Here is a 25,554-nt window from a genome sequence, read left to right as displayed (position 1 = left end):
CCGAACTGATCGACGATGCGGTGAAAGAGGACCATGGCTTCCGATAGAGGGGCACTGTTCGATCCGACATTCGGCAGCGAGATCATCGCACCGATCGTCGGCGACCGAGGCTGGGTTCGGGCGATGTTCGACGTCGAGGCAGCCCTCTCCCGGGCGGCTGCCTCGGTCGGCGTGGTCGACGCGAAGCATGCGGACATCATCACCGCGGTCGCGGCAGAGCTGGGTGAATCTCTGGACATCACAGCACTCGGAGCGGCTGCAGCGGCCGGTGGGAATCCGGTGATACCACTGGTGAAAGTACTGCGAAACGCGGTGTCCGAGCGCGGAGTTCCTGCTGCTGCAGTGCACCCCGGGGCGACCAGCCAGGACATCATGGACACCGCGTCCATGCTCGTCGCACGTGACGCACTCACGGTCGTCGAGGCGTCGCTCGGTGATGCACATACCGCGGCGCGAGGCCTGGCGCTGGCGCACCGAACCACTCCTATGGTCGCGCGCACCCTCGGCCAGCAGGCGTTACCCACTACTTTCGGGCTGGTGGCCGCCAATTGGGCTGGGGCGCTGCATCGTTCGAGTCACCGTCTCGCTGCGGTTCGGCGGTCGTGCTGTGTGCAATACGGTGGTGCCGCCGGAACGATGGCCGCCGTACATCCGCACGGTCCGGCCATTGCCGCCGCGCTCGCGGACGCCCTCGGTCTGGCACCACAGACTGCGCCCTGGCACACCGACCGCGTCACCGTCGCAGATCTGGCGTGCGCGTTGGGTATTGCCGCGGGCTCCATTGCGAAGATCGCCGGGGACATCGTGTCGATGTCCGCCACCGAACTGGCCGAGGTGTCCGAGAACGCGCCGGGAGGTTCGTCGGCAATGCCACACAAGCGCAACCCGATCGCCGCCGTCACCGCGCGGGCTGCGGCCCGACGGGTGCCGGGAGCCGTTGCGACAGTGCTGGCGAACATGGACCACGAGCAGCAGCGCGCCGCCGGCTCGTGGCACGCCGAATGGGAGACCGTCACCGATCTGCTACGCCTCACCGGCGGCGGTGCGCATCGCATAGCGACGAGCCTGACCGGTCTGCATGTGCATCCAGATGCCATGGCGCGCAACCTCGAAGCGACGGGTGGTGCACTTCTCGCCGAACGGGTCACGGCGGCGCTGGCACCGCACACCGAGCGCGCCCGCGACATCGTCACCGACCGATGCGCAGCAGGTGCGCCACTGGACACGGATCCCGCCATCACCGCCTTCTTGACGCCGGCGGCGGTCCGCGAGATGTTGGATCCAGCAGGCTATGTGGGTCACGCACCCGACTTGGTCGACGACATCCTCGCTGCGTGTGCACCGGACACCGAACGCCCCACGGATTCGAAGGACATCTGATGACAGTCACTCTGGCTCACCACCGCACCGAGGGGCCGCACCCCGGTGCGGATACCGTCGTGCTGATCGGCTCGCTCGGCTCGGACCGATCGATGTGGGACCCGCAGGTGGGCGCACTGTCGGCTTCCGTCCACGTGTTGACGGTCGATCTACGGGGACACGGTCGATCACCGGTACCCCCCGGCCCCTATTCCGTGGCCGATCTCGCCGGTGACGTTCTTGCACTGCTGGATTCACTCGCTCTGGAACGCGTCCACGTGGTCGGACTCTCCCTCGGCGGTGCCGTCGCTCAATGGATTGCGATTCATCGCCCCGAGCGGGTGCGCACTCTGACTCTGCTGTGCACGTCCGCCAAGTTCGGTGAACCCGCTCAGTGGATCGACCGAGCCGCGACCGTCCGCGCCTCGGGGACAGCAGCACTCGCGGACGCTGTACTGGCACGGTGGTTCACGCCCGAACTCGCCGCCCGCGACACCGATCTCGTCGCACGGTGTCGACGCATGATTGCCGAGACCTCCGACGAGGGCTACGCGGCATGCTGTGAGGCGTTGTCCGAGTGGGATTCTCGCGCGGACCTTGCCAGGATCGCCGCTCCCACCCTCGTGATCGCGGGCCGACAGGATCCGTCGACCACTCCGGACGATCTGCGCATCATCGCCGATGGCATTGCAGGATCGACGTTCCTGACACTCGACCCGGCCGCACATCTGGCCAATGTCGAACAGGCAGGCCGCGTCACGGCGGCCATTGCCGCTCACGTCGGAGCGAATGCGTACTCCGCCGGACGGTCCGCGGCGCACGACACCGGAATGGCCGTACGGCGCAGTGTGCTCGGTGACGCCCACGTCGACCGCAGCATCGCATCGAGAACCGAATTCACGTCCACGTTCCAGGATTTCATCACCCGAACCGCATGGGGCGACGTCTGGGCTCGTCCCGGACTCGACCACCACACCCGCCGACTGCTGACTCTGGCCGTTCTGACGGCCCTGGGTAACCACCACGAACTCGACATGCACATCCGAGCGGCGTTGCGTGCCGGTATCGCACCCGACGAACTCGCCGAGGTGTTCTTGCACACCGCCGTCTACGCGGGAGTACCGAACAGCAACAACGCTTTCGCATTGGCTCAGGCCGCCATCACCGAGAGCGAAACCTCGTGAGTGCCGCGGACACACCGCCGTCCTCGGATTACGTCCAGTCTCTCGGACGCGGCTTGGCAGTGATCAGAGCCTTCGACGGCGAGCATCCGCGTCGAACGCTGGCCGACGTGGCCCGAGCGACCGACCTGACTCGCGCGACCGCCCGGCGGTTTCTGCTCACACTCGTCGAACTCGGATACGTGCGTACCGACGGCTCGATGTTCTGGCTCACCCCGCGAGTACTCGAATTGGGGTACAGCTACTTGTCGAGTCTTTCGCTCCCCGAGGTCTCGGGTCCCCATCTCGAGGCGCTCGCCGAACGAGTGCGTGAATCGTCCTCGGTGTCGATACTCGACGGTGACGATGTGGTGTACGTCGCCCGGGTTCCGGTGAGCCGCATCATGACCGTCGGCATCAACATCGGCACCAGATTTCCGGCGTTCGCGACCTCGATGGGCCGGGTGCTGTTGGCCGGTCTTCCCGAGGACGAGCTGGATGCGTACCTGGAGCGAGTGCGGTTGACGCCGTTGACGGGCAAGACGATCACCACCGCGGCCTCGCTCGCGCGGGAACTCGAACGAGTGCGGGTCGACGGCTTCTGCCTGGTGGACCAAGAACTCGAAGAGGGCCTGCGTTCGATCGCCGCACCCATCCGCGACAGCGCCGGCGTGGTTGTCGCCGCAGCCAACGTCTCGACCCAAGCTGCACGTCATTCTGCGGACGCCGTGCGCGCCGAACTACTCCCGGCCTTGCTCGACGCCACCCGCGCCATCGAGACCGATCTGCTCCGGGTGAGTACCGGAGCCAACGACAAGCGAGGAAACACCCATGCCTGAAGCCGTGATCTGCGAGCCCCTGCGTACCCCCGTCGGCCGTTTCGGTGGCCAGTTCCGCGACATTTCCGCCCAGGCCCTCGCGGCCACGGTCATCACCGAACTCGTTGCGCGAACGGGCATCTCCGGAGCGGACATCGACGACGTGATCCTGGGTCAGGCGTCACCGAACGGTGATGCACCGGCCATCGGTCGAATCGCCGCCCTCGACGCCGATCTCGGCATCGACGTGCCCGGCATGCAGATCGACCGACGCTGCGGCTCCGGCCTACAAGCAGTACTGCAGGCGTGCATGCAGGTGCAGTCCGGCGGCAACGACCTGGTTCTGGCAGGCGGCGTCGAAAGTATGAGCCAGACCGAGTTCTACGCCACCGGCATGCGGTGGGGCGTCAAGGCCGAGGCGGTCGCCCTCTCCGACCGACTTGCGCGGGCCCGAGTGACGGCGGGTGGCAAGAACTTTCCGGTGCCCGGCGGCATGATCGAGACCGCCGAGAATCTTCGCCAGGAGTTCTCCATCAGCCGCGCCGATCAGGACGCGCTGGCCGTGCAGTCGCATCGGCGGGCGGTCGCCGCGCAGAACAGCGGCGTGTTCGCCGAGGAGATCGTGGGTGTGGCTGTCCCCCAGCGTAAGTCGGAACCGGTTCTGGTCTCGACCGACGAGCATCCACGGGCCGACACCACCGTGGAGTCGTTGGCGAAGCTGAAGGCAATCCGTGCATCGATCGATCCCGAATCGACGGTCACCGCGGGCAATGCCAGCGGGCAGAACGACGGCGCCGCGATCGCCATCGTCACCACCCCCGAAAAGGCTGCGGCGCTGGGACTCCGACCACTGGCGCGACTCGCGAGCTGGGGCGTTGCCGGAGTCGCTCCGCGCACCATGGGAATCGGCCCGGTGCCCGCCAGCGAGAAAGCGCTCGGACGCCTCGGGCTCACTCTCGACGACATGGGCGTCATCGAACTCAACGAAGCCTTCGCCGCCCAGGCGCTCGCCGTGACTCGGTCCTGGGGTATCGAGTCGGACGACCCGCGGTTGAATCCTCACGGTTCCGGCATCTCGCTCGGCCACCCGGTCGGGGCCACCGGTGCCCGAATCCTTGCCACCCTGCTCCGTGAAATGGACCGCCGAGAGGTCCGCTACGGACTCGAGACGATGTGCATCGGCGGCGGACAGGGCCTGGCCGCGGTGTTCGAGCGACTGTCCTGATCGCTACTCACTGCTGTAGTTGCGCAGCCAGGCGCACAGCCGAGTTGGTCTCCCCGTAGCCTTCGTACCCGCCTACCCGCTGCACCACCTCGAAGAAGAGGTCGTCGCCCACGGTGCCGGTGAAGAAGTGGAAGAACTCGCCGCCTGAGGAGTCGGCGTCGTACAGGATGCCGAGCCGCTGCATCGCGTCGAGGGTGTCCGGACCGAGCCCGAACCGTGCGTTCAGGTCGCGATAGTAGTTGGGCGAGATACGCAACGGCGTGAGACCGCGTTCGGTCATCGCCTCGGCCGCGGCGTAGATGTCCTCGCATCCGAACGCCACATGTCCGACGCCTCCGCGGCGGGCGGCGGGCAGGGGGTCGGCATCGGACGGGCGACCGGGAACCATGTTGAGCGACAGGCGAATGGTGCCGTTCGTGGTCGTCAGGGTGAGGGCCTGGCTTCGCACCAGTCCGATCGCGTCCACGACGTCCTGACCGTCCCGGGGCACCATGCCGAACACCGAGCGGAGCAACAGCATCACGCCGTCCCAGCTTTCCGCCGGGACCGCGAGGGCGATGTGGTCCACGTGCGAGACCAGGGGCTTGTCCTGCGGCACAGGCACTCTGGGAGCGAGGTCGAATGCGGACTGCCAGGCACCGGCGCTGTCTCGGGTGCGTAGGTCGAGCGAGGTTGCACCGGTGACGGCAAGCCGCACCACCGCGTCGTTCGCGTCGGCCACGCCCGGCATGGTGACCGTCGCGGCGGGGACACCCAGAGCGCGGGCTCTGGTCAACCACAGATCGGGCCGTTCGCTGCGGACCCCGATCTGGGCCAGAGCGGGCAGGTGGGCGGGGACGCCCGGTGCGGTCCACAGGGTATCGACGGTCGTGTCGACCGCGACTGCGAGTGGGCCCTGGGTGAACAGCGACAGTCCGTGTTCGCTGTGCGCGGCGGTGAGGTCGAAGCCGAGGTGACGCAAGGTGGTACCCAACTGGGCGGCCTTGGCAGGGCCCGCGGCGATACGTAGGGACACGATGTTTTCGATCGGGCCGGGCGGAGGCGGGGAAAACAGATCGGGATTCGGCACGACGGTGTCGACGCTGCGGACCTGCTCCTGCAGGTGGAGCAACGAACGGTGTGCGTCCGACGCCGTTCGGCCGGTGTCGGAATGCCGGAAGACGTCGTTGAAGATTTCGAGCGACCACGGGCCCGTATAGCCCGAGGCCACGACGTCGGCTCCGAACGTTGCCAGATCGAAGTTTCCCTGACCGGGGAAGCATCGGTGATGGCGACTCCACTGCAGGACGTCCATCACCAGGTGCGGGGCGTCGGCCAGTTGTAGGAAGTAGATCTTCTCGCCGGGTATCTCGCGGATGCCGGACGGGTCGTCGCCGCGGGAGAGGATGTGGAAGCTGTCGAGACAGGTTCCCAACGCCGGGTGGTCCACCTGCCGGACGATGTCCCAGGCGTGACGGTAGGTGTCGACGTGGCTACCCCAGGCGAGCGCTTCGTAGGCCAGCCGCAGTCCGCGGCGATGTGCACGCTCGGCGAGAGTTGCCATCTGTTCGATCAGCTTGTCGTCCTCGCGCACTGCACCGGCCAACGGTGACGAGCAGACCAGCAGCAGGTCGCATCCCAGCTGTTCCATCACGTCGAATTTGCGTTCGGCGCGAACGAGGTTGCGCGCGAACTGGTCCGGGTCGTCGGAGTCGGCGTCACGGAAGGGTTGGTAGAGATCGACGGTCAGTCCCAGATCTGCAGCCTTCTTCGCAATGTCTGCAGGCAGGTCCGGTGAGCTGATCAGATCCGGCTCGAACACCTCGAACCCGTCGAACCCGGATTCGGCGATGGCGCGCATCTTCTCGTCGAGAGACCCACTGAGCGAGACAGTGGCCACCGACGTGGCAATGGCCGTCATGCGGAGGCCCCGGCGGCAGCGACGCGATCTTCACTGTCGATGAGGGTGCCCATGTGCGCGATCATCCGATCTGCGTTCGCGATTCGGCCGGTGAATATCTCGAAGGCGTCCGCTGCCTGGAACACGGCCATGCCGGTGCCACTCAGGGTTCGGCACCCCGCTCGCGCTGCCTGCATGAGCAATTCGGTCTCGGCCGGCCTGTACACGACTTCCGAAACCCACATCTGCGGACGCAGAAGTTTCTGCGGCACAGCAGATCCCGGGTGGGCGAGCATTCCGATCGGCGTTGCGTGCACCAACCCTGACGCCGTGCTCAGCACATCTGCGAGTCGATCGACGCCGGTCGAGCAGATCTCGGAGTCGGGGAACATCGAGGCCAGCGAGTCTCGGAGCTGCTGCGCCCGAAGAGGATCGGCATCGACGAGTGTCAGCTTTGCAGCTCCCCGGCGTGCCATCGCGTACGCAACAGCGGCACCCGCTCCCCCGGCTCCGAGTTGCACGACATCACCGAGGTCGGCTCCCGGTAGGCCACGGCCGAAGTTTCGGTCGAACCCGGACCAGTCGGTGTTGTGACCGATCGCGCGCCCGTCGGAGAACACAACGGTGTTGACGGCACCCAGACGCGCGGCATCCTCCGAGAGATCGTCGAGGCAGTGAAGAACCCGTTGCTTGCACGGGTGGGTGATGTTGAGGCCGCGAAATCCGAGGTCGGCTGCCGTGGCCACCAGCCGCGGTAGGTCGTCCACGGTCAGCCCGCGCCGATCGAGATCGATGATCCGATAGAGGTAGGTCAGACCGTGCTCGGCACCCTCTCGCTCGTGCATCGCGGGCGTGAGCGATTTGCCGATACCCGTCCCGATCAGCCCGCAGAGCAGGGATTCCGGCATGTCGATCTCCTCGAGCTTTAATGTACTAATTGGTGAGTTAGCTCGACGGTACTACGGTGACGGCACGCACACACCCTTTCTCCGCAATTCGCGGCGATAGAGTCGACCCATGGCTCCGCGTACAACCGACACCTCCGACGACAGCGGACCGGCCGTCAAACGTCGGCGCAACAGCGATCTGACCCGACACAACATCCTCGAGGTAGCCACGGAGGAGTTTGCGGACAAGGGCTTCGCGGGCGCACGCATCGACGAGATCGCCGAACGAACACACACGACCAAGCGGATGCTGTACTACTACTTCACCGACAAGGAAGGCCTGTACAAGGCCGTTCTGGAGCGGTCCTACCTCCGCATCCGCGAGCGCGAACGAGCCGTGGACGTCGAAGGACTCGGTCCGGTCGAGGCGATCCGCGCCATCGCATCGGTCACGTTCGACCATCACGAGCAGAACCCGGACTTCATCCGGCTGGTATCGACCGAGAACATTCTGCGCGGCGAACATATCGGCACTTCCGAGGCGCTGAGCAATCTCGGCAATCCGGCCGCCGAGCTGTTGGCCGACATTCTTGCGCGCGGGCAGGCCGACGGGCTCTTTCGAACCGATGTCGACGCGTTGGACATCCATATGGCGATCAGCAGCTTCTGCGTGTTCCGGCTGTCCAACCGATACACGTTCGAGGCACTGTTCGGGCGCGACCTCACCGACCCGGCGCACCGCACACGACTGCGGGCCATGCTCGGCGACATGATCATCGCGTTCCTCACCTCCACCGACGCCTGACACCGAGATCGAGCGACCCGCATCGCATCGGGGGTTGACACGTGGCATGGATCACGTTCAATATCTAAGAGCGCCCGGAGTTAACTATTTCGTACATTAGCGGCCGATCGGGTCGTGGATGTCGAACTGTGCGCCCGGCTTCCCGTCACACGAAAAGAGACGACACCGATGGATCCCCTCACGTCCGGTCACCCGCCCCTGCGCCCCGGAGCCAACCCGCGTAAAGCCGCAACCGCGGCCTGGGTGGGCAGCGCCCTCGAGTACTACGACTTCTTCATCTACGGCACCGCCGCTGCGCTGGTCTTCGGCCGCGTGTTCTTTCCCGGTTCCAACCCCGCCACCGGAACGTTGTTGGCCCTGGCGACTTTCGGGGTCGGATACCTGGCCCGCCCACTGGGCGCATTGGTGCTCGGTCACATCGGTGACCGTTACGGCCGCAAGAAGGTCATGGTTGCCACCGTCCTGCTGATGGGAGTCGCCACCCTCGGAGTCGGCGTCCTTCCCTCGTACGAATCCATCGGCCTCGCGGCCCCGATAATCCTGGTCCTGCTGCGCCTGGCCCAGGGCTTCTCTGCGGGCGGTGAGCAGGCGGGTGCCAACTCCATGACCCTCGAGCACGCACCCGACCACCGACGGGCATTCTTCACCAGCTTCACCCTCAGCGGCACCCAGGGCGGTCAGATCCTTGCCACCGCAGTCTTTCTCCCGGTCGCCATGCTCCCCGAGGACCAGTTGCTCAGCTGGGGCTGGCGAATCCCGTTCTTCCTCAGCGCATTCGTCGTTGTAGCCGCATTCCTGATCCGGCGCTCGCTCGACGAGACCCCAGTCTTCGAGGAAGAGGTGGCGTCCGCCGAGCCGCAGCGTCTCCCGCTGACCGAACTGCTGTCCGAGCACTGGCCCGCCGTTCTTCGAGTCATGTTTGCCGCCGTGATCGCCTCGGTCAGTACGATATTCACCGTCTATGCGCTGTCGTACGCAGTCAACACAGTCGGTCTGGAACGAACTCCGATGCTGTGGGTCGGCGTACTCGCCAACGTCGTCGCGCTGTTTGCACTCCCGTTCTTCGGGTCGCTGTCCGATCGTGTCGGTCGCAAGCCGGTGTTCCTGTTCGGATCGATCGGTTGCGCAATCCTCATGTTCGGATACCTCTGGTCCATCTCGGTCGGAAACTACGCGCTCATCTTCGTCTTCGGCATCGTCATGTTCGGTTTCGTCCACAGCGCGACGGGCGGTGTGTGGCCCTCGTTCTACGGCGAGATGTTCCCGGCTCGGGTCCGTCTGACCGGAACTGCGCTGGGTACCCAGATCGGTTTCGCCATAGCAGGATTCGCGCCCACCATTGCCGGCGCCATCGCCGGGGCCGAGATCGGTGCGTGGTTGCCGGTCGCCATCGTCACCGCCGTGTTCTGCGCCGTCAACGTTGCGATCGTGTCCACGTCCAAGGAGACCTATCGCACGCCCACCGACGAGCTCGGACGATCCACTCGAACGACTCGGCGCGAGTCGGTCGCTCGTACGACGTCGAACTGACCCGCGATGATCGACGGACTGCGACCGGATCGCAGCGGTGAATGGCGTGTGTACGCCGTGCGCTATGCGAGCCGAACTTCCCTGCGCAGCACGCACTTCCACTATGCGGACGAGCGCGGTCACGAGCCGCACCCCACCGCGTACTACGTGTGGCTCGCGCTGTCGGACACCGAGACCGTCCTCGTCGACGCCGGTCTCGCACCGGCGACGGCGTCACGGATGAAGGGACTGGACTACGTCGGCTCCCCCGTGGACCTCATCGGAGAGCTGGGAATCTCCCCCGGTGACATCGACGTATGTGTGCTGACCCATCTGCACTACGACCACACCGGAGTCGTCGCAGATCTGCCGTCGGCCCGCTACGTCGTCCAGCAGAAAGAGCTCGACTACTGGAACGGCCCGTGGGCGACCCGCGTCGGGCAGGAACGCTGGTTGCACTCGCGGTCCGACATCGACCACGTCACGGGAAGTCCGCGTCTCGACATCGTCGACGGCGACCGCGAACTGGCACCGGGACTCTCGGTGCATGCGGTGGGCGGACATACCGCGGGCATGCAGGTAGTCAGCGTGCACACCGAGCGCGGGACCCTGGTGCTGGCGTCGGATGCGAGTCACTTCTACGAGAACATCGAATCCGACAGTCCCTTCGCGATTCTGCACTGCCTGCCGGACATGTTCGGCGCGTTCGACCGGATCAAGGAACTCGCCGACAGCCCCGAGCATGTCGTGCCGGGCCACGACCCGTTGGTGGCGCAGCGGTGTGCCGCGGTCGACCCGGACCTGCACCCGCACATCTCGGTCCTCGGCTGACAACCTCGATCGAGAACCTCCACAACACAGAACGAGCCCCGATCATCGCGTTCGATGATCGGGGCTCGTTCTGTGTCGTGCCGGAGCTGGTCAGGCCGACTTGTCGCGTCGCTCCGGGCGTTCGGGCTTGCGCGGAACGATGGTCGGCAAGACGTTGTCGTTGACCGTCTCTGCCGTGACCACGACCTTCTCCACGTCGTCCCGGCTCGGGATGTCGTACATCACCGGAAGCAGCACTTCTTCCATGATGGCGCGCAACCCACGAGCACCGGTGCCACGCAGGATCGCCTGATCGGCAATTGCCTCGAGTGCCTCGGACGTGAACTCGAGCTCGACGCCGTCCATGTCGAAGAGTCGACGGTACTGCTTGACCAACGCGTTCTTCGGTTCGGACAGGATGGTGACCAGTGATTCCTTGTCCAGGTTGGTCACCGACGCGATCATCGGGAGACGACCGATGAACTCGGGGATCAAACCGAACTTGATCAGATCCTCGGGCATCACCTCGGCGAAGTGATCCTGCGTGTCGATCTCGGCCTTGGAACGCACCTCGGCTCCGAACCCGAGACCGCGCTTGCCGACGCGATCGGACACGATCTTCTCGAGACCTGCGAAAGCACCGGCGACGATGAATAGCACGTTGGTGGTGTCGATCTGGATGAACTCCTGATGCGGATGCTTACGTCCGCCCTGCGGCGGGACGCTGGCCTGGGTACCTTCCAGGATCTTCAGCAGTGCCTGCTGTACGCCTTCACCGGAGACATCGCGGGTGATCGACGGGTTCTCGCTCTTACGAGCGATCTTGTCGACCTCGTCGATGTAGATGATGCCGGTCTCGGCCCGCTTGACGTCGTAGTCCGCGGCCTGGATGAGCTTGAGCAGGATGTTCTCGACATCCTCACCCACGTACCCGGCTTCGGTCAGTGCGGTGGCGTCGGCGATCGCGAACGGCACGTTGAGCATCTTGGCGAGGGTCTGGGCCAGATACGTCTTGCCGCACCCGGTGGGACCGAGCATCAAGATGTTCGATTTGGCCAGCTCGACGGATTCGCCGCGCACATCGCGCGCCTTGTCGCCGGCCTGAATGCGCTTGTAGTGGTTGTAGACAGCGACGGCCAACGTGCGCTTCGCAGCGTCCTGGCCGATCACGTAGTTCTCGAGAAAGTCCTTGATCTCGGAAGGCTTGGGCAGGTCGTCGAGCTTGACTTCGCTCGATTCGGCCAACTCCTCCTCGATGATCTCGTTGCACAGGTCGATGCACTCGTCGCAGATGTACACCCCTGGTCCTGCAATGAGCTTCTTGACCTGCTTTTGGCTCTTGCCGCAGAACGAGCACTTCAGCAGATCGCCACCGTCACCGATGCGTGCCATTCGGAGGTTCCTACTTCCTTGTCCGCGTACGACCCGGCCGACCGCATACGCGGAAGGACGGGCTACTTCTCGATCGATGGCATGCCGAGTTCGAGATGCTCCGACCGAGTTCTTGGATGCGACGCTACCCGTGTTCGCCGAACATGGGCGGGTTGTTTCCGGTGATTCGCCGCCCGTTTTCACCAATCACGGCATTCGGGGCGTGAATCGAGACAGCCGGGCCGAGTTGTCCACTCGTGCCCGGCGTCCGATCGTCTGCCGGACCGCGAGGCGATCCGACCGGTGGTACTTGCGTGCTACTTCTGAGCCGAGAGCTTGCGGTACTCGAACACGGTGTCGATGATGCCGTAGTCCTTGGCCTGCTCGGCGGTGAGGATCTTGTCGCGATCGGTGTCCTTGCGGATCACGTCGGGATCCTTGCCGGTGTGGCGGCCGAGGGTGGTCTCCATGAGTCGACGCATACGTTCGATCTCGGCGGCCTGGATCTCGAGGTCCGAGACCTGGCCCTGGATTCCGCCGCTCGAGGGCTGGTGAATCAGCACTCGTGCGTTCGGCAGAGCCGCGCGCTTGCCGGGGGTACCGGCTGCGAGCAGTACCGCGGCAGCCGAAGCCGCCTGGCCGAGGCACACTGTCGCCACGTCGGCGCGGACGTACTGCATCGTGTCGTAGATGGCCATCAACGAGGTGAACGAGCCACCGGGCGAGTTGATGTACATCGTAATGTCACGGTCGGGGTCGAGGCCCTCGAGCACCAGCAGCTGTGCCATGACGTCGTTGGCAGACGCATCGTCGACCTGAACGCCGAGGAAGATGATGCGCTCCTCGAACAGCTTGTTGTACGGGTTCGACTCCTTGACGCCGTAGCTCGAGTGCTCGACGAAGGACGGAAGGATGTACCGCGAGGACGGCAACTGGTTGGGATCGAACAGGTTTGTCATCGTTTCTCCAAGATGTGAGTGATCGAGGGTCGCCGGTAGCGGCCGAATTACTCGCCGACTCCGCCGGCCTGCCGCGCGCGGCTGACGACGTGATCCACGAACCCGTATTCCTTGGCCGCCTGTGCCGTGAACCACCGGTCACGGTCGGAATCCTCGGTGATCTGCTCAACGGTCTGGCCGGTGTGCTGAGCGATGAGCTCGGCCATCTCACGCTTGGTGTGCGCGAACTGCTCGGCCATGATCGCGATGTCCGAAGCGCTGCCGCCGATACCGGCCGAAGGCTGATGCATCATGATGCGCGCGTGCGGAAGGGCGTACCGCTTGCCCTTCGCACCGGCCGAGAGCAGGAACTGGCCCATCGAGGCAGCCAGGCCCATCCCGTAGGTGGCGATATCGCACTCGGCGAATTCCATGGTGTCGAAGATCGCCATACCTGCGGTGACCGAGCCACCGGGCGAGTTGATGTACAGCGAGATGTCGCGGGTGGGGTCCTCAGCCGACAGGAGCAGGATCTGCGCGCACAACTTGTTGGCGATGTCGTCGTCGACCTGGGTACCGAGGAAAATGATGCGGTTTTGAAGCAGACGCTCGTACACGGAGTCGCTGAGATTCAGCCCTGCTGCGGCCGAAGTCATGACGGGACTCTGCTCGTGCGAAGCCGCCGGATTCTGAACAGTCACGGTACCTGCCTTTTCCATAACAAATCGTTGGTTCCTGACACAGACACTAACGAAAGACGGCGGCTCCGGAGTCCCGGAACCGCCGTCGTTCGCTGTGAGCGTTACTTCTCTTGTTCGCCCTCGGAAGAATCAGCTGCTTCGACCTCGTCGGGAGCATCGGCAGGGCTGCCGAACAGCTCGGCGGTGTCGACGCTGGCTCCGTTGGTGTCGGTCACGGTGACGCGCTCGACGACCGAGGCAAGCGCCTTGCCGCGCTTGACGTCGGCGAACACGGCACCGAGCTGGTTGGCCTGCTGGACCTGCTGGATGAACTGCTCGGGCGGCATGCCGTAGCGCTGGGCCTGGAAGATGATCCGCTCGGTCAGCTCGTCCTGGCCCACCTGAGTGTTCTCGGCCTCGGCGATGGCGTCGAGGAGGAGCTGGGTGCGCACCGACTTCTCGGCACCCTCCTTGACGTCCTTGTCGAACTCCTCGCGGCTCGAACCCTGCGACTCGAGCAACTCGGCGAGCGCTTCCTCGTTGTGATCGAGGCCGTGGATGGCCTCGTGCACCTGGGAATCGACCTCGGCCTTGACGACGGCCTCGGGAGCCGGAATCTCGAGGGTCTCGAGCAGCGTCTTGAGCACCTTGTCGCGGATCTGACCGGCCTGCTCGACCTTCGCGACTCGCTCGACGCGCGTCTTCAGGTCTGCGAGCAGCTCGTCGAACGTGTCGAACTCGCTGGCGAGCTGGGCGAACTCGTCGTCGGCCTCGGGCAGCTCGCGCTCCTTGACGGAGACGACCTTGACCGTGACGACGGCTTCCTTGCCCGCGTACTCACCGGCCACGAGCGTGGAGGTGAACTCCTTCGACTCGTCGGCCGAGACGCCGATGATCGCGTCGTCGAGGCCCTCGATGAGCTGGCCGGAACCGACCTCGTGGGACAGCCCGCTGGCGGTGGCCTCTTCGACGTTCTCGCCGTCGACCGTGGCCGAGAGATCGATGGACACGAAGTCGCCGGACTGAACCGGGCGATCGACACCGGTGAGGGTTCCGAAACGCTGACGGAGCGACTGCAGCTGCTCGTCGACGGCTTCGTCCTTGATCTCGAGCGGATCGACGACGACGCTGATGGTCGAGTAATCCGGCAGCTCGATCTCGGGACGCACGTCGACCTCGGCGGTGAACGTGAGCTCGGTGCCGTCTTCGATCTTGGTGATCTCGATCTCGGGCTGGCCGATGACCTTGACCTTCTCGTTGGTCACGGCCTCGGAGTAGCGAGAGGGAAGAGCGTCGTTGACGACCTGCTCGAGTACTGCACCACGGCCGACTCGCGCCTCGAGCAACTTGGCCGGAGCCTTGCCGGGACGGAATCCGGGGAGGCGGATCTGCTGAGCCAAAGCCTTGTACGCGCGGTCGAAATCAGGCTTGAGCTCCTCGAAGGGCACCTCAACGTTGATACGGACTCGCGTCGGGCTCAGCTGCTCGACGGTGCTCTTCACGGGACATGCTCCTTTGTGGTGATTCTTGCTTGCTGGCAGTTCTGGCTTGCTGTCTTCCGCTCGCCACGAGCACGGTGAGCCGTGCCCGCGGCTCTCATTTGTCGGGGTGACAGGAATTGAACCTGCGACCCTCCGCTCCCAAAGCGGATGCGCTACCAAGCTGCGCCACACCCCGTCGTACGGACACCATTGAACAGCAACCGATAGTAGCCCCTCATGGGCGCCCCACCCATGACGTTCCGTGAGACCGGGCTCGACGGGCCGGTTTGGAATCCGGCAACCGCTTTGGGTACAGTCTTGAAACGCAGGCGACGGAACTGGCGATCCCACGACTGTTGTTTGCACGCCGATGTAGCTCAATGGTAGAGCCCCTGTCTTCCAAACAGGCTACGCGAGTTCGATTCTCGTCATCGGCTCCATCGAAAGCCCCGCACTTCACGAGTGCGGGGCTTTTTCGTGTCCGCGTATCGTCGACAGTGTTCGAGTGAATCGGACGAACTGGACATGTATCGCCGATGGAAGGCTCAGAAGTGGAAATCGTCCTGATCGTCATCGTCGTGGCCGTAGTGGCACTGCTGGTGCTTCGCAGCAAGAAGAACTCCGCCGCAGCCGCGGCCACCGCACTGGCCGATGCGAAGGCCGACGCCCGCCAGTCGATCGAACGGCTCGGCGGCCAGGTCTACAACCTCGTGGGCTCCGACACCGCATCCAAGCAGGCCCTCGCCGACGCATCCGAGCGCAATATCGCAGCAGGCTCGCAGATCGACCAGGCGACAACCGTCGAGCAGGCGAGGCTGGCCAAGCAGACCGCGCTCGAGGGGCTCTATTACATTCGCGCCGCGCGCCTGGCGATGGGCATGGACCCGGGCCCCGAGGTACAGGGCATCGACGGCCAACAGCAGGCAGGCCGTGTCACCGAGGAACGCAAGGTCGACTTCGAGGGACGAGAGATCGCGGCCTCACCGGACCCGTCGGACCGGACCCCGAACTACTACCCCGGCGGACGAGTGGCGGGCCGACCCGTCCCCGCAGGCTGGTACTCCGAACCGTGGTGGCGTCCGGCCTTGGTCGCCGGCGCATGGGGAATGGGCTCGATGTTCCTGTTCTCGGCGATGTTCTCCGGCATGGCCGGGGTTCCGGACGAGACCGCAGCGGGTGGCGACCTGGGTGCCGACGGTTCCGACGGGGGTGCTGGTGACAATTACGACGGTGGCGACGCCGGAGCAGGTAACGACGGCGGTGACGGCGGCGGCTTCTTCGACAGCGGAGACGGCGGTGGCTTTTTCGACGGCGGAGGCGGAGGGGATTTCGGCGGGTTCTAGCTCGCCGGCCCTAGGTCGCCTGACAGACGGGGCACCAGAACAGGTTTCGCGCCTGCATCGTCGAGTGCAGGATCTCGGCTCCGCACACGCGGCACGGGAGGCCTTCCCTGCGGTAGACGTACGAACGCGGCCGGCGGGCACCGTAGGTGTCACCGTGATCGTCCTCGGGCCGGATGGTGATGATGCGACCGCGCCGGACACCGATGGCCATGAGGTCCACGAGATCCAGCCAGATGGCGTCCCACTCGGCTCGATCGAGGTCCTTTCCGGGCCGCATCGGGTTGATCTCGTGCCGGAAGAGGATCTCGGCGCGGTAGACGTTGCCGACGCCGGCGAGCACCTTCTGATCCATCAGCAACGTGCCGATGGCCGTGCGTGACTTGGATATTCGTGCCCAGGCCGCATCCGGGTCGGCATCTTTGCGGAGCGGGTCCGGCCCCAGACGCGCCAGGAGGGCGTCGACCTGCTGCTCGGTGTAGATCTCGCAGGCCGTGGGGCCGCGGAGGTCGGCACCGTACTTCTCCCCCACGATGCGCAGACGCACCGCACCCACCGGATCGTTTAGTGGCACAGCGTGTTCGGTGAACTTTCCGTACAGGCCGAGGTGAATGTGCACGATCAGGTCGGATTCGTAGCGGTGCAGCAGATGCTTGCCCCATGCCTCGGCCTTCTCGAGGACGAGGCCGTCGATCAGCGCGGCACCGGAAACGAACCGTCCCTGGGGACTGCTCGCCTCCACCGGTGCCCCGCCGAACCGACGTTGATGCAACCGAGCGAGTCGGTGCAGGGTATGCCCTTCGGGCACTTACTCGGGCTTTCCCGGAACCTCGGGTGCTTCGCCGCTGCGCTCGTACTCGGACAGGATGTCGATGCGACGCTGGTGGCGCTCCTCGCCCGAGAACGGGGTGCCGAGGAACGCGTCGACGATGGCAAGTGCTTCGGGCAACGTGTGCATGCGGCCGCCGATGCCGATGAGCTGCGCATCGTTGTGTTCGCGAGCCAACTTTGCCGTCTCGACGCTCCACGCGAGGGCACAGCGTGCGCCCGGCACCTTGTTCGCGGCGATCTGCTCGCCGTTTCCGGATCCGCCGAGCACGAGGCCGCGACTGCCCGGATCGGCGACGACGCGACGTGCTGCGTCGATGCAGAAGGCCGGGTAGTCGTCGACCGGGTCGTAGTCGAACGCACCGCAGTCGACGGGCTCGTGCCCGGTTGCCGTCAGGTGTTCGATGATCTGATTCTTGAACTCGAGGCCGGCGTGGTCGGCACCCAGGTATACGCGCATGCCTAGAGTCTGACAGGTGATGTCACGAGCCGAGAAATTCGCCGGTGTCGACGGCGCGAAGGGTGCGTGGGTGGTCGCAGTGTTCGACGGCACGAGAGTGACGTGGACGGCCTGCTCCTCCGTCTCCGACGTGTTGGAGCACACCCGAGACTGCGCGCGAGTGGGCGTCGACATGCCGCTGTCGCTACCCGTGGACGGTTATCGCGTCAGCGAACTGGAGGCGAAGAAGTTCTTGGGGACGGCGCGCAGTTCGATCTTTCACACCCCGGTCGCGGATGTTCTGGACGCGGTGTCGTACGAACAGGCGTGCTCGATCTCGCGGTCGAAGACCGGCAAGGCGATCAGTAAACAAACGTGGCACATCTTGCCCGCGGTCCGGGCGTGGCGAGATTCGGACTTCGATCCGGAACAATACGTCGAAGTGCATCCCGAATGCTCGTTCAGGGCGATGTCACCGACCACGATCTACGCATCGAAGAAGACCGGCCGCGGCGTCGGGCAACGGTTGGCCGCACTGACCCGGTGGACCGGGGATCTCCATCTGGACGACCTGCCGAACGGGCCGCTCGCCGACGACTTTCTCGATGCCGCCGCAGCGGCGTGGTCGGCCAGGCGCTTCCATCTGGGCGAGCATCTGACGTTCGGCACCGACAGCGGCTCGGATCGAATCGTCGCCTGATCCCCCGTGCGCGAACTGGCCCCTCGTGCGTGAAAGTTCGGCTCCTGCTACGAGTTTCCACGCACGAGGGTCACGCGATCAGTCGAACTGCGGGTCCTCGTTGCGGGTGCGCTTGAGCTCGAAGAAGTGCGGGTACGCCGCGAAGATCACCGACGCGTCCCACAACTTGCCTGCCTCTTCACCGCGTGGAATCCGCGAGAGCACAGGGCCGAAGAACGCCACGCCGTTGACGTGAATGGTGGGAGTGCCCACATCGGGGCCGACCTTGTCCATTCCTGCGTGGTGGCTGGTGCGCAGGTCCTCGTCGTAATCGGTGCTCTCGGCTGCCGAGGCGAGATCGGCGGGCAAGTCGAGTTCGGCCAAGGACTCCCGGATGACCACGTCGAAATCCTTGTTGCCCTCGTTGTGAATTCGCGTGCCCATGGCCGCGTACAGCGGCGCGAGGATCTCGTCGCCGTTGCTCTTCGCCGCGGCGATCGCCACCCGCACCGGACCCCACGCCTTCTTCATCATCGCGGCGTACTCCTCGGGCAGGTCGCGGCCCTCGTTGAGGACGGCCAAGCTCATGACGTGGAAGTTGACGTCGATGTCGCGCACCTGCTGGACCTCGAGAATCCAACGTGAAGTGATCCAGCACCATGGGCACAGCGGGTCGAACCAAAAATCAGCGGTGTCTTTCTGTCCTGAACCGGTCACTGTCTGCTCCTCGAAAGTCGATGTCGCTGTCTCTTCATGTCGTAACACCCGGCCACCGCGCGGACATTCCACGCGACCCGTCAGCCAGCGCGCGACACGGCGGACGTGATGGGATGGACGGCACTACCCATAACTACACGAAGAGGTGTCGACTGAAGTGGTTGCTCCCAACCTGACGCGTGACCAAGCCTCCGAGCGCTCGGCGATCATCGGGGAAACGAAGTACGCGATCGTTCTCGATCTCACCGACGGCGAGGGCAATCCCGGCGAGAAGACGTTCCGCTCGCTCACCACCATCACGTTCGCCGCGACCGCCGGAGCGTCGACTTTCGTGGACATCGTCGCAGGCACCATCCGGTCGGCGACGCTCAACGGCACAGCGCTCGACACGACGAACTACGACGAGTCGACGGGGCTGGCTCTGGTCGATCTCGCCGAACACAACGAGCTCGTGGTCGATGCCGACTGCGTCTACTCGCACACCGGCGAAGGCCTGCACCGTTTCGTCGATCCGTCGGACGGTTCGGTGTACCTGTACTCGCAGTTCGAGACTGCGGACGCCAAGCGCATGTTCGCGTGCTTCGATCAACCCGATCTCAAGGCCACGTTCGACCTGAAGGTCACCGCTCCCGAGAGCTGGACCGTCATCTCCAACGCAGCGCACGGTGCCGAGCCGGCCGCAGGTGAGCACGTGTTCGACACGACGCCGCTGATGAGCACATACCTGGTTGCTCTGATCGCCGGTCCCTACGCCGAGTGGACCGATTCGTACACCGACGATCACGGCACCATCCCTCTCGGAATCTACTGCCGCGCATCCCTTGCCGAACACATGGATGCCGAGAGACTGTTCACCGAGACGAAGCAGGGTTTCGGTTTCTACCACGAGAACTTCGGCACCCCGTATGCGTTCGGCAAGTACGACCAGCTGTTCGTGCCCGAATTCAACGCCGGAGCCATGGAGAACGCCGGGGCCGTCACGTTCCTCGAGGATTACGTCTTCCGGTCCAAGGTGACGCGGTACTCCTACGAGCGACGCGCCGAGACCGTGCTGCACGAGATGGCGCACATGTGGTTCGGCGATCTGGTGACGATGACATGGTGGGACGACCTGTGGCTCAACGAGTCGTTCGCGACGTTCGCCTCCGTGTTGTGCCAGTCCGAGGCGACCGAATACACCAACGCGTGGACGACGTTCGCCAACGTCGAGAAGGCCTGGGCATACCGACAGGACCAGCTGCCCTCGACGCACCCCATCGCCGCGGACATCCCCGATCTGGCCGCCGTGGAGGTCAACTTCGACGGCATCACGTACGCCAAGGGTGCCAGCGTGCTCAAGCAGCTGGTTGCGTACGTCGGTAAGGAAGACTTCCTGGCCGGGTTGCGGGCCTACTTCGTCGATCACGCCTTCGCCAACGCAACGTTCTCGGATCTGCTTGCGGCACTGGAGAAGTCATCGGGCCGCGATCTCTCCGATTGGGGTGCGCAGTGGCTGCGGACCACCGGCCTGAACACTCTGAGCCCCGATTTCGACGTCGACTCGGAGGGCAAGTTCACCCGGTTCGCAGTGTCGCAGACCGGCGCAGCACCGGGCGCGGGCGAGCATCGCGTACACCGCATCGCGATCGGCATCTACGACGACGTCGACGGCAAGTTGGTGCGTACCGACCGCGTCGAGCTGGACCTCGAGGCTGCCGAATCGACGAATGTCGAAGCGCTCGTAGGTGTATCGCGCGGCAAGCTCGTGCTGGTCAACGACGACGACCTGACGTATTGCGCAGTGCGGCTCGATCCGGATTCGCTCGGTGTTCTCGTCGATCGGATCGGCGACATCGCCGAGTCGCTCCCCCGCACTCTCGCCTGGTCGGCCGCATGGGAAATGACTCGGTCCGCCGAGATGAAGGCACGCGACTTCGTGGCTCTGGTCCAGCGCGGAATCGGTAGCGAGACCGAAGTGGGTGTGGTGCAACGTCTTCTGCTCCAGGCGCAGACGGCTGTCACCAGCTACGCCGATCCGGCGTGGGCGGCCGAACACGGAGTCCCCGAGTTCGCCGACGCAGTGCTCGAGCTGGCCCGCGGTGCCGAGTCGGGCTCGGATCACCAGTTGGCGTTCGTCAATGCTCTGACCGGTACCGAACTCAGCGAGCGCCATGTCGAGGTATTGCGCGCTCTCCTGGACGGTGACGCCCAGGGGCAGTCCCTGGCCGGACTCGACATCGATACGGATCTGCGGTGGCGCATCGTCACCGCCCTTGCGGCGGCCGGAGCCATCGATGCCGACGGGCTCGATTCGCCGGTCATCGACGCCGAAGCCGAGAAGGACAACACCGCCGCCGGAGCGCGGTCGGCTGCCGCTGCACGAGCTGCGCGTCCCAGTGCCGAGGTGAAGGAGCGGGCATGGACGACCGTCGTCGACGACGACGCGGTTCCGAACATCACGGCGCGGTCGATCATCGGTGGTTTCGCGGGCCCCGGCCAGGGCGAACTGCTCGAGCCGTACGTCGACCGCTACTTCGAGGCGATCGACGGCGTGTGGGCTCGTCGATCGAGTGAAGTCGCACAGACCGTCGTGGTGGGCCTCTACCCATCGTGGTCGATCAGCGAGCAGTCGTTGGCCGCAGCCGACAGGTTCCTCGATGGCGATCTTCCACCCGCTCTGCGCCGACTGGTGATCGAAGGCCGCGCCGGAGTCGTTCGGGCACTCGCGGCCCGGGCATACGACGCCGGCTGATCGCAGGTACACATACGACGAGGGCCGGTTGCGTCTCACCCGCGAAGGTGAGATGCAACCGGCCCTCGTCGTCGCCGGGACCGCCGGCCGAGAACTACGGGGATGGAGCGCGACGAGCTACGGCGCGAGAATGGATGCTGCCATCACGCGGACCGAGGTCACGAGACCGTCGATGAGGTTGCCGTCGCGGAACGGGCCGAGCGCAGCGGTGACGCCGAGCTGAGCAACCCGATCGGTAGCACGGTTCGAGACCCGCTTTCCGGTGCGGATCTCGAGCGCGTGCCGGTTGGGGTCGACAGCGATCAGAACCGAACGAATCGCATCGGGGGTGCCGGGGAAGACCGAATCCGCTCCCGCAGCCGGATCGACTCCCAGGTCACCGACGTAGATGTTGAACCGAATCTTCGTCTTCCGGGTCGCCTCGCTCAGTGCGTCGTCGAGCGCGACCAGATCCTGCGTCGCGAAAGGCAGGTGCTCCGGGCTCGGCGTGCCGAACTCGTGTGCCACCGATACGCGACCACTCGCCGTCAGCGCAGCCCCGAACGGCAGGTCCTCTTCTCGGATGTCACCGCCACGTACCAGTTCACCACTTGCCACTTGCAGCACCTCCGATCGAATCGGCTGTGTCCGCGTCGTGCGATCCGTGGCCCCCGAACGGAGTCACCTCGTCCGTAGCGCTCCACAGCAATGGCTCGCGCGTCCACTCGTCCGTCAGCCGGTACGGAGCGACGTCCATCCCCGGCTGCTTGTCGGTCAAGTAGGACAGCGCGCCGACGATTCCGATCACCGCAACCGGAATCACCCCGAATATCAGCGTGGTCTCCAAAATGCTCACGGGGTGTGACGTTAGTCGACAATTGCCCGTCGGACCACGTCGGGGCCGGTGTTGTGACCGAAAAGAGCCAACGGCCGACAGTCAGGCAGCACCTTCACCGAGGTATGCCAACCAGCTCGGGTCCAACTCCTTCGTAGTCGCCAGCAGACGCCAATGCGGGCCCTTCGGCGGTACGAGCTGGGCTCGCAACGTCCACCCGATCTCACTGAGCAGCTTGTCCGCCTTGCGGTGATTGCAGGAGGCGCAGCACGCCACGCAGTTCTCCCACGAGTGGCCGCCGCCGCGGCTGCGAGGCACGACGTGATCGACGGTCTCGGCCTTGCTGCCGCAATAGGCGCAGCGGAATCTGTCGCGATGCATCAGTGCCGCGCGCGTCATCGGCACCCGCGCTCGATAGGGAACGCGGACGAACGTCCGCAACCGAATCACCGACGGCACCTGGACGGAGTAATCGGCCGACCGGATGAACGGCCCCTCCGGATCGTCGTGGATCACGTCGGCCTTGCCGCAAACGAGAAGAACCACCGCCCGGCGCATCGGAAGCGCGGTCAGTGGTTCGAAAGTTGCGTTGAGGAGCAGCACACGGCGCTTGACCCACGCCGGCACGGCGTCGTCGCCCGTGGCGTTGTGTGCCGTCGGCACCACGCGCAGCGGAGAAGCCCCCGAGGCCGTCTCACGCTGGTCGTGCGTGGTGCGGCCCTCAGTGGGCGGGAGTTGTCGGTGGCGGTGTTGAGAGTTCTTCATGCATTACTCCAGGGAGTGTCGGCGCCCGCGCATGGCTTGCGTGGAACACGGTTCACAGTGGAACACGAATACACCGCCCGCGCACAGCCTTTTTCTGCGCATTTTCTGTTGCCGATCGGTGAACATTCCGGTTTCCGATCGGCGAGTTCGAGGATCGATACCGCTATGCGCTGCGTGACTGGCAAGATTTCTGTGTCTCCGTAGACTTTTCGGGTGGCTGTATCAACCCTTCTGTCCGTATCGCCGTTACCCGAACCTTCGCTGCTGCGAGAGCTCGACACCCGAGCATTCGAACTGACCGACACCGGACGCGACTGGCTGGTCGACCGTCCGTTGCAGATCCTCGGCTATCTGGTTCTGGCGATCGTGCTCAGGCTCGTGTTGCACCGAATGATCGACCGCTTCACTCGACACGACGCCGGCCGATCACCTGCACTTCTCCGGCCGTTACGCGACCGGTCCTCGGGAACGGTGAAGGGCGAGATACTCAACGAACGGCGCAGACAGCGGGCCAACACGATCGGTTCGGTGCTCCGATCTGCGGTGTCGGTCATGATCCTGACCTGGTTCGTGCTGTCGGTGCTCGACGTCGTGGGTGTGAACGTCGCCCCGTTCATCGCGTCGGCGGGGATCGTCGGTGTCGCCCTCGGTTTCGGTGCGCAGAACCTCGTCCGCGACTTCCTGTCCGGAATCTTCATGCTTCTCGAGGATCAGTACGGGGTCGGCGACGTCGTCGATCTCGGCGAGGCGATCGGCACGGTCGAAAGCGTGGGATTGCGCGTCACCACGATCAGAGATGTCAACGGCACCGTGTGGTACTGCCGAAACGGTGAAGTTCTGCGGGTGGGCAACATGAGCCAAGGGTTCGCGGTCGCTGTCCTCGACCTCCCCGTCTCCCACACGGCCAACATCGACGAGGCCTGCGCGGTGGCCGAGAGAACCACCAACGAGGTCGTGGACTCCGGCGACTTCGACAGTGACATCCTCGAACCCCCGGAGATGCTCGGCGTCAATGCCGTCAGCGCCGATACCGTGACCATCCGGATCACGATCAAGACCCGACCCGGCCGCCAATGGGCAGTGCAGCGTCGCCTCCACCGCGACATCCTGCAGTCGTTCGACGATGCCGGTATCAAAGCCCCGTATGCGCTGGGCCGTCCGGGTGGGGTTGCAGTCGAGAGCAGCAGCTGAGGGACAATGAGCGTGACCGACGCCGACGAGGAACGAACAGAGAGAGTGTGATGACCGAACCGCAACAGACGTTCTACGACGCGGTCGGCGGTGCGGAGACGTTCCGGTTGCTCACGGCGAAGTTCTACGAGGAAGTGGCCAAGGACGAGATCGTGCGGCCCCTGTATCCCGAGGAGGACCTGGCACCGGCCGAACGGCGGATGCGAATGTTCCTCGAGCAGTACTGGGGCGGGCCTCGTACGTACTCCGACGAACGTGGTCATCCGCGACTGCGGATGCGGCACAACCCGTTCCGGATCGGGCCGCTCGAACGTGACGCCTGGCTTCGATGCATGCACATCGCGATCGCCTCGATCGACCCGGCCGTCCTGGATTCTGCGCACCGAACGCAACTCGTCGACTACATGGAAATGGCCGCCAATTCGATGATGAACTCGGCAATCTGAGAGCTACGGCGTCACGTACTACAGCGTTACCAACTACAGCGTCACGAACTACAGCGATGCGCCTCGCCGCGGGCCCGCTGCGCCACCTCTGAGGCGGCCGAGCCTGCGGCGGAGCGAGCCGGCTACCCCGAGCACGAAGCTCAGCGGCGCGGGCAGGTGCTGCCGCAAGATGGCGTGCTTACGCACGTAGTTGTCGACGCGCCATTCCGACCAGGTGCCGGCGCGGAACAACGCCGCGTCGCCGGCGACCAGAGTCCGGGGCGCGTGATCTTCGCTGGACACCACGACCGACCCGTCCATGATGTGGACGATCTCGTCGACCGCGAAGTACCACCGAAAGCGTCCGGCCGTGCAATCCCACACATTGGTGGTCGTGGTGCCGTCGGTACTCCTGGACCACTCCGCGACTCGAGCCCGCGGGTTTCCCTCGAGGATCCACGTGGGTTCGATGGGACTGTCGGAGAGGGAAACATCTTCCAGCCGCACGGCTTCTATGGTCGAGGTTCTCATGGTGTCGTCGCGTCCTCACCGTCGGGCGCGGCGCCGGCCGCTGCACGTTTTACGTTGCAGAACATACAACACTTTCCAAACGTGCGGATACGTGTCGGTCATGTGAATGAGCACAATCCTTTACCTTCGGATCGACCGCCATTGCAGGGTGCCGGGTCCACCCCAGCGCCCT

Annotated in this window: 25 protein-coding genes and 2 tRNA genes; 13 read left to right on the top strand and 14 right to left on the bottom strand. The window is 64.9% G+C overall.

The annotated features are described in order from the left end of the window. The first annotated feature begins 33 nt into the window (after nt 1-33). The 4 genes from pcaB to RFA01S_RS20900 are packed head-to-tail and all read left to right on the top strand — an operon-like array spanning nt 34 to nt 4,562. A complete protein-coding gene (gene pcaB / locus RFA01S_RS20915) occupies nt 34-1,380 on the top strand; it encodes a 3-carboxy-cis,cis-muconate cycloisomerase (RefSeq protein ID WP_032406763.1) in 1,347 nt (448 codons plus the stop codon). Next, nucleotides 1,380-2,543, top strand: coding sequence for a bifunctional 3-oxoadipate enol-lactonase/4-carboxymuconolactone decarboxylase PcaDC (gene pcaDC / locus RFA01S_RS20910; protein ID WP_032406764.1), 1,164 nt, complete (start codon nt 1,380-1,382; stop codon nt 2,541-2,543). The genes pcaB and pcaDC overlap by 1 nt, the downstream gene beginning before the upstream one ends. Continuing rightward, nucleotides 2,540-3,358: an IclR family transcriptional regulator domain-containing protein gene (locus RFA01S_RS20905; RefSeq protein ID WP_027497571.1), complete on the top strand. Its 819-nt coding sequence runs from the start codon at nt 2,540-2,542 to the stop codon at nt 3,356-3,358. The genes pcaDC and RFA01S_RS20905 overlap by 4 nt, the downstream gene beginning before the upstream one ends. Continuing rightward, nucleotides 3,351-4,562 carry an acetyl-CoA C-acetyltransferase gene (locus tag RFA01S_RS20900; protein ID WP_027497572.1) on the top strand — a complete coding sequence of 404 codons (1,212 nt, stop codon included), beginning with the start codon at nt 3,351-3,353 and terminating at the stop codon, nt 4,560-4,562. Before RFA01S_RS20905 ends, RFA01S_RS20900 begins: the two co-directional genes overlap by 8 nt. A gap of 7 nt (nt 4,563-4,569) precedes the next feature. On the opposite strand, the gene RFA01S_RS20895 is transcribed toward RFA01S_RS20900, so the two are convergent. Together RFA01S_RS20895 and RFA01S_RS20890 are read right to left on the bottom strand one after the other, a co-directional pair. Continuing rightward, complete coding sequence (locus RFA01S_RS20895) at nt 4,570-6,462, bottom strand: sugar phosphate isomerase/epimerase and 4-hydroxyphenylpyruvate domain-containing protein (protein WP_032406765.1); 1,893 nt, start codon at nt 6,460-6,462, stop codon at nt 4,570-4,572. Further along, complete coding sequence (locus RFA01S_RS20890; RefSeq protein WP_032406766.1) at nt 6,459-7,349, bottom strand: shikimate dehydrogenase; 891 nt, start codon at nt 7,347-7,349, stop codon at nt 6,459-6,461. Before RFA01S_RS20890 ends, RFA01S_RS20895 begins: the two co-directional genes overlap by 4 nt. Before the next feature lie 109 nt (nt 7,350-7,458). On the opposite strand from RFA01S_RS20890, the gene RFA01S_RS20885 reads away from it, so the two are divergent. The 3 genes from RFA01S_RS20885 (at nt 7,459) to RFA01S_RS20875 (ending at nt 10,473) form a co-directional block, all read left to right on the top strand. Next, a complete protein-coding gene (locus RFA01S_RS20885; protein ID WP_027497575.1) occupies nt 7,459-8,133 on the top strand; it encodes a TetR/AcrR family transcriptional regulator in 675 nt (224 codons plus the stop codon). A gap of 168 nt (nt 8,134-8,301) precedes the next feature. Continuing rightward, a complete protein-coding gene (locus RFA01S_RS20880) occupies nt 8,302-9,663 on the top strand; it encodes an MFS transporter (RefSeq protein ID WP_032368463.1) in 1,362 nt (453 codons plus the stop codon). A gap of 6 nt (nt 9,664-9,669) precedes the next feature. Beyond that, nucleotides 9,670-10,473, top strand: coding sequence for an N-acyl homoserine lactonase family protein (locus tag RFA01S_RS20875; RefSeq protein WP_032406767.1), 804 nt, complete (start codon nt 9,670-9,672; stop codon nt 10,471-10,473). 90 nt (nt 10,474-10,563) lie between these two features. Here RFA01S_RS20875 and clpX read toward each other — a convergent pair whose 3' ends face one another. From clpX to RFA01S_RS20850, 5 genes are all read right to left on the bottom strand, one after another. Continuing rightward, a complete protein-coding gene (gene clpX / locus RFA01S_RS20870; protein ID WP_027497577.1) occupies nt 10,564-11,844 on the bottom strand; it encodes an ATP-dependent Clp protease ATP-binding subunit ClpX in 1,281 nt (426 codons plus the stop codon). Nucleotides 11,845-12,140: 296 nt separating this feature from the next. Further along, nucleotides 12,141-12,782, bottom strand: a complete 642-nt coding sequence (locus RFA01S_RS20865) for an ATP-dependent Clp protease proteolytic subunit (RefSeq protein WP_008715342.1) — start codon at nt 12,780-12,782, stop codon at nt 12,141-12,143. A 47-nt stretch (nt 12,783-12,829) separates the two neighbouring features. After that, nucleotides 12,830-13,480 carry an ATP-dependent Clp protease proteolytic subunit gene (locus RFA01S_RS20860; protein ID WP_072692168.1) on the bottom strand — a complete coding sequence of 217 codons (651 nt, stop codon included), beginning with the start codon at nt 13,478-13,480 and terminating at the stop codon, nt 12,830-12,832. 83 nt (nt 13,481-13,563) lie between these two features. After that, nucleotides 13,564-14,943 (bottom strand): trigger factor, encoded by a 1,380-nt coding sequence (gene tig, locus RFA01S_RS20855; protein WP_032406768.1) that lies wholly within the window; start codon nt 14,941-14,943, stop codon nt 13,564-13,566. Nucleotides 14,944-15,044: 101 nt separating this feature from the next. Continuing rightward, a tRNA-Pro gene (locus RFA01S_RS20850) sits at nt 15,045-15,118 on the bottom strand. Between the two features lie 170 nt (nt 15,119-15,288). On the opposite strand from RFA01S_RS20850, the gene RFA01S_RS20845 reads away from it, so the two are divergent. Then, nucleotides 15,289-15,362: transfer RNA gene (locus RFA01S_RS20845), tRNA-Gly, on the top strand. 111 nt (nt 15,363-15,473) lie between these two features. Beyond that, nucleotides 15,474-16,265, top strand: coding sequence for a hypothetical protein (locus RFA01S_RS20840; RefSeq protein WP_032406851.1), 792 nt, complete (start codon nt 15,474-15,476; stop codon nt 16,263-16,265). Nucleotides 16,266-16,275: 10 nt separating this feature from the next. Here RFA01S_RS20840 and RFA01S_RS20835 read toward each other — a convergent pair whose 3' ends face one another. Beyond that, nucleotides 16,276-17,070 carry an Fpg/Nei family DNA glycosylase gene (locus RFA01S_RS20835; RefSeq protein ID WP_032406769.1) on the bottom strand — a complete coding sequence of 265 codons (795 nt, stop codon included), beginning with the start codon at nt 17,068-17,070 and terminating at the stop codon, nt 16,276-16,278. Continuing rightward, on the bottom strand, nt 17,071-17,550 hold the full coding sequence (locus RFA01S_RS20830; RefSeq protein WP_032374451.1) for a ribose-5-phosphate isomerase: 480 nt from the start codon (nt 17,548-17,550) through the stop codon (nt 17,071-17,073). A gap of 19 nt (nt 17,551-17,569) precedes the next feature. Here RFA01S_RS20830 and RFA01S_RS20825 point away from each other — a divergent pair, with 19 nt between their 5' ends. Next, on the top strand, nt 17,570-18,229 hold the full coding sequence (locus RFA01S_RS20825; RefSeq protein ID WP_052060600.1) for a DUF429 domain-containing protein: 660 nt from the start codon (nt 17,570-17,572) through the stop codon (nt 18,227-18,229). A 78-nt stretch (nt 18,230-18,307) separates the two neighbouring features. On the opposite strand, the gene RFA01S_RS20820 is transcribed toward RFA01S_RS20825, so the two are convergent. Further along, nucleotides 18,308-18,925, bottom strand: a complete 618-nt coding sequence (locus RFA01S_RS20820; RefSeq protein ID WP_032406770.1) for a mycothiol-dependent nitroreductase Rv2466c family protein — start codon at nt 18,923-18,925, stop codon at nt 18,308-18,310. A 157-nt stretch (nt 18,926-19,082) separates the two neighbouring features. Between RFA01S_RS20820 and pepN the strand changes: the two genes are divergently transcribed. Continuing rightward, complete coding sequence (pepN, locus tag RFA01S_RS20815) at nt 19,083-21,656, top strand: aminopeptidase N (RefSeq protein ID WP_032406771.1); 2,574 nt, start codon at nt 19,083-19,085, stop codon at nt 21,654-21,656. Between the two features lie 117 nt (nt 21,657-21,773). Here pepN and RFA01S_RS20810 read toward each other — a convergent pair whose 3' ends face one another. From RFA01S_RS20810 to RFA01S_RS20800, 3 genes are all read right to left on the bottom strand, one after another. Next, nucleotides 21,774-22,253 carry a DUF5130 family protein gene (locus tag RFA01S_RS20810; protein WP_032368213.1) on the bottom strand — a complete coding sequence of 160 codons (480 nt, stop codon included), beginning with the start codon at nt 22,251-22,253 and terminating at the stop codon, nt 21,774-21,776. Then, a complete protein-coding gene (gene ctaJ / locus RFA01S_RS20805) occupies nt 22,240-22,491 on the bottom strand; it encodes an aa3-type cytochrome oxidase subunit CtaJ (protein WP_027497587.1) in 252 nt (83 codons plus the stop codon). The genes RFA01S_RS20810 and ctaJ overlap by 14 nt, the downstream gene beginning before the upstream one ends. A gap of 81 nt (nt 22,492-22,572) precedes the next feature. Beyond that, on the bottom strand, nt 22,573-23,235 hold the full coding sequence (locus RFA01S_RS20800; protein WP_174557300.1) for an HNH endonuclease: 663 nt from the start codon (nt 23,233-23,235) through the stop codon (nt 22,573-22,575). A 261-nt stretch (nt 23,236-23,496) separates the two neighbouring features. Between RFA01S_RS20800 and RFA01S_RS20795 the strand changes: the two genes are divergently transcribed. Beyond that, nucleotides 23,497-24,426, top strand: a complete 930-nt coding sequence (locus RFA01S_RS20795; RefSeq protein WP_027497589.1) for a mechanosensitive ion channel family protein — start codon at nt 23,497-23,499, stop codon at nt 24,424-24,426. 50 nt (nt 24,427-24,476) lie between these two features. Then, nucleotides 24,477-24,872: a globin gene (locus RFA01S_RS20790; protein WP_027497590.1), complete on the top strand. Its 396-nt coding sequence runs from the start codon at nt 24,477-24,479 to the stop codon at nt 24,870-24,872. Nucleotides 24,873-24,920: 48 nt separating this feature from the next. Here RFA01S_RS20790 and RFA01S_RS20785 read toward each other — a convergent pair whose 3' ends face one another. Then, complete coding sequence (locus tag RFA01S_RS20785; protein WP_032370207.1) at nt 24,921-25,382, bottom strand: cupin domain-containing protein; 462 nt, start codon at nt 25,380-25,382, stop codon at nt 24,921-24,923. Nucleotides 25,383-25,554 lie beyond the last annotated feature (172 nt).

It is taken from the genome of Rhodococcoides fascians NBRC 12155 = LMG 3623, assembly GCF_001894785.1.
Lineage (GTDB): Bacteria > Actinomycetota > Actinomycetes > Mycobacteriales > Mycobacteriaceae > Rhodococcoides > Rhodococcoides fascians.
The sequence above is the reverse complement of the archived record's forward strand: the minus strand, read 5'-3'. Positions and strand labels throughout refer to the sequence as shown.

Bases quoted from the DNA above. Each gene is read 5' to 3' on its own strand.
- RFA01S_RS20890 (WP_032406766.1), bottom strand. From the start codon at position 7,349: ATGCCGGAATCCCTGCTCTGCGGGCTGATCGGGACGGGTATCGGCAAA.
- RFA01S_RS20825 (WP_052060600.1), top strand. From the start codon at position 17,570: ATGTCACGAGCCGAGAAATTCGCCGGTGTCGACGGCGCGAAGGGTGCG.
- RFA01S_RS20790 (WP_027497590.1), top strand. From the start codon at position 24,477: ATGACCGAACCGCAACAGACGTTCTACGACGCGGTCGGCGGTGCGGAG.
- RFA01S_RS20880 (WP_032368463.1), top strand. From the start codon at position 8,302: ATGGATCCCCTCACGTCCGGTCACCCGCCCCTGCGCCCCGGAGCCAAC.
- pcaDC (WP_032406764.1), top strand. From the start codon at position 1,380: ATGACAGTCACTCTGGCTCACCACCGCACCGAGGGGCCGCACCCCGGT.
- pcaB (WP_032406763.1), top strand. From the start codon at position 34: ATGGCTTCCGATAGAGGGGCACTGTTCGATCCGACATTCGGCAGCGAG.
- RFA01S_RS20865 (WP_008715342.1), bottom strand. From the start codon at position 12,782: ATGACAAACCTGTTCGATCCCAACCAGTTGCCGTCCTCGCGGTACATC.
- RFA01S_RS20860 (WP_072692168.1), bottom strand. From the start codon at position 13,480: ATGGAAAAGGCAGGTACCGTGACTGTTCAGAATCCGGCGGCTTCGCAC.
- clpX (WP_027497577.1), bottom strand. From the start codon at position 11,844: ATGGCACGCATCGGTGACGGTGGCGATCTGCTGAAGTGCTCGTTCTGC.
- RFA01S_RS20785 (WP_032370207.1), bottom strand. From the start codon at position 25,382: ATGAGAACCTCGACCATAGAAGCCGTGCGGCTGGAAGATGTTTCCCTC.
- RFA01S_RS20895 (WP_032406765.1), bottom strand. From the start codon at position 6,462: ATGACGGCCATTGCCACGTCGGTGGCCACTGTCTCGCTCAGTGGGTCT.
- RFA01S_RS20800 (WP_174557300.1), bottom strand. From the start codon at position 23,235: ATGAAGAACTCTCAACACCGCCACCGACAACTCCCGCCCACTGAGGGC.
- RFA01S_RS20830 (WP_032374451.1), bottom strand. From the start codon at position 17,550: ATGCGCGTATACCTGGGTGCCGACCACGCCGGCCTCGAGTTCAAGAAT.
- RFA01S_RS20885 (WP_027497575.1), top strand. From the start codon at position 7,459: ATGGCTCCGCGTACAACCGACACCTCCGACGACAGCGGACCGGCCGTC.
- RFA01S_RS20900 (WP_027497572.1), top strand. From the start codon at position 3,351: ATGCCTGAAGCCGTGATCTGCGAGCCCCTGCGTACCCCCGTCGGCCGT.
- RFA01S_RS20875 (WP_032406767.1), top strand. From the start codon at position 9,670: ATGATCGACGGACTGCGACCGGATCGCAGCGGTGAATGGCGTGTGTAC.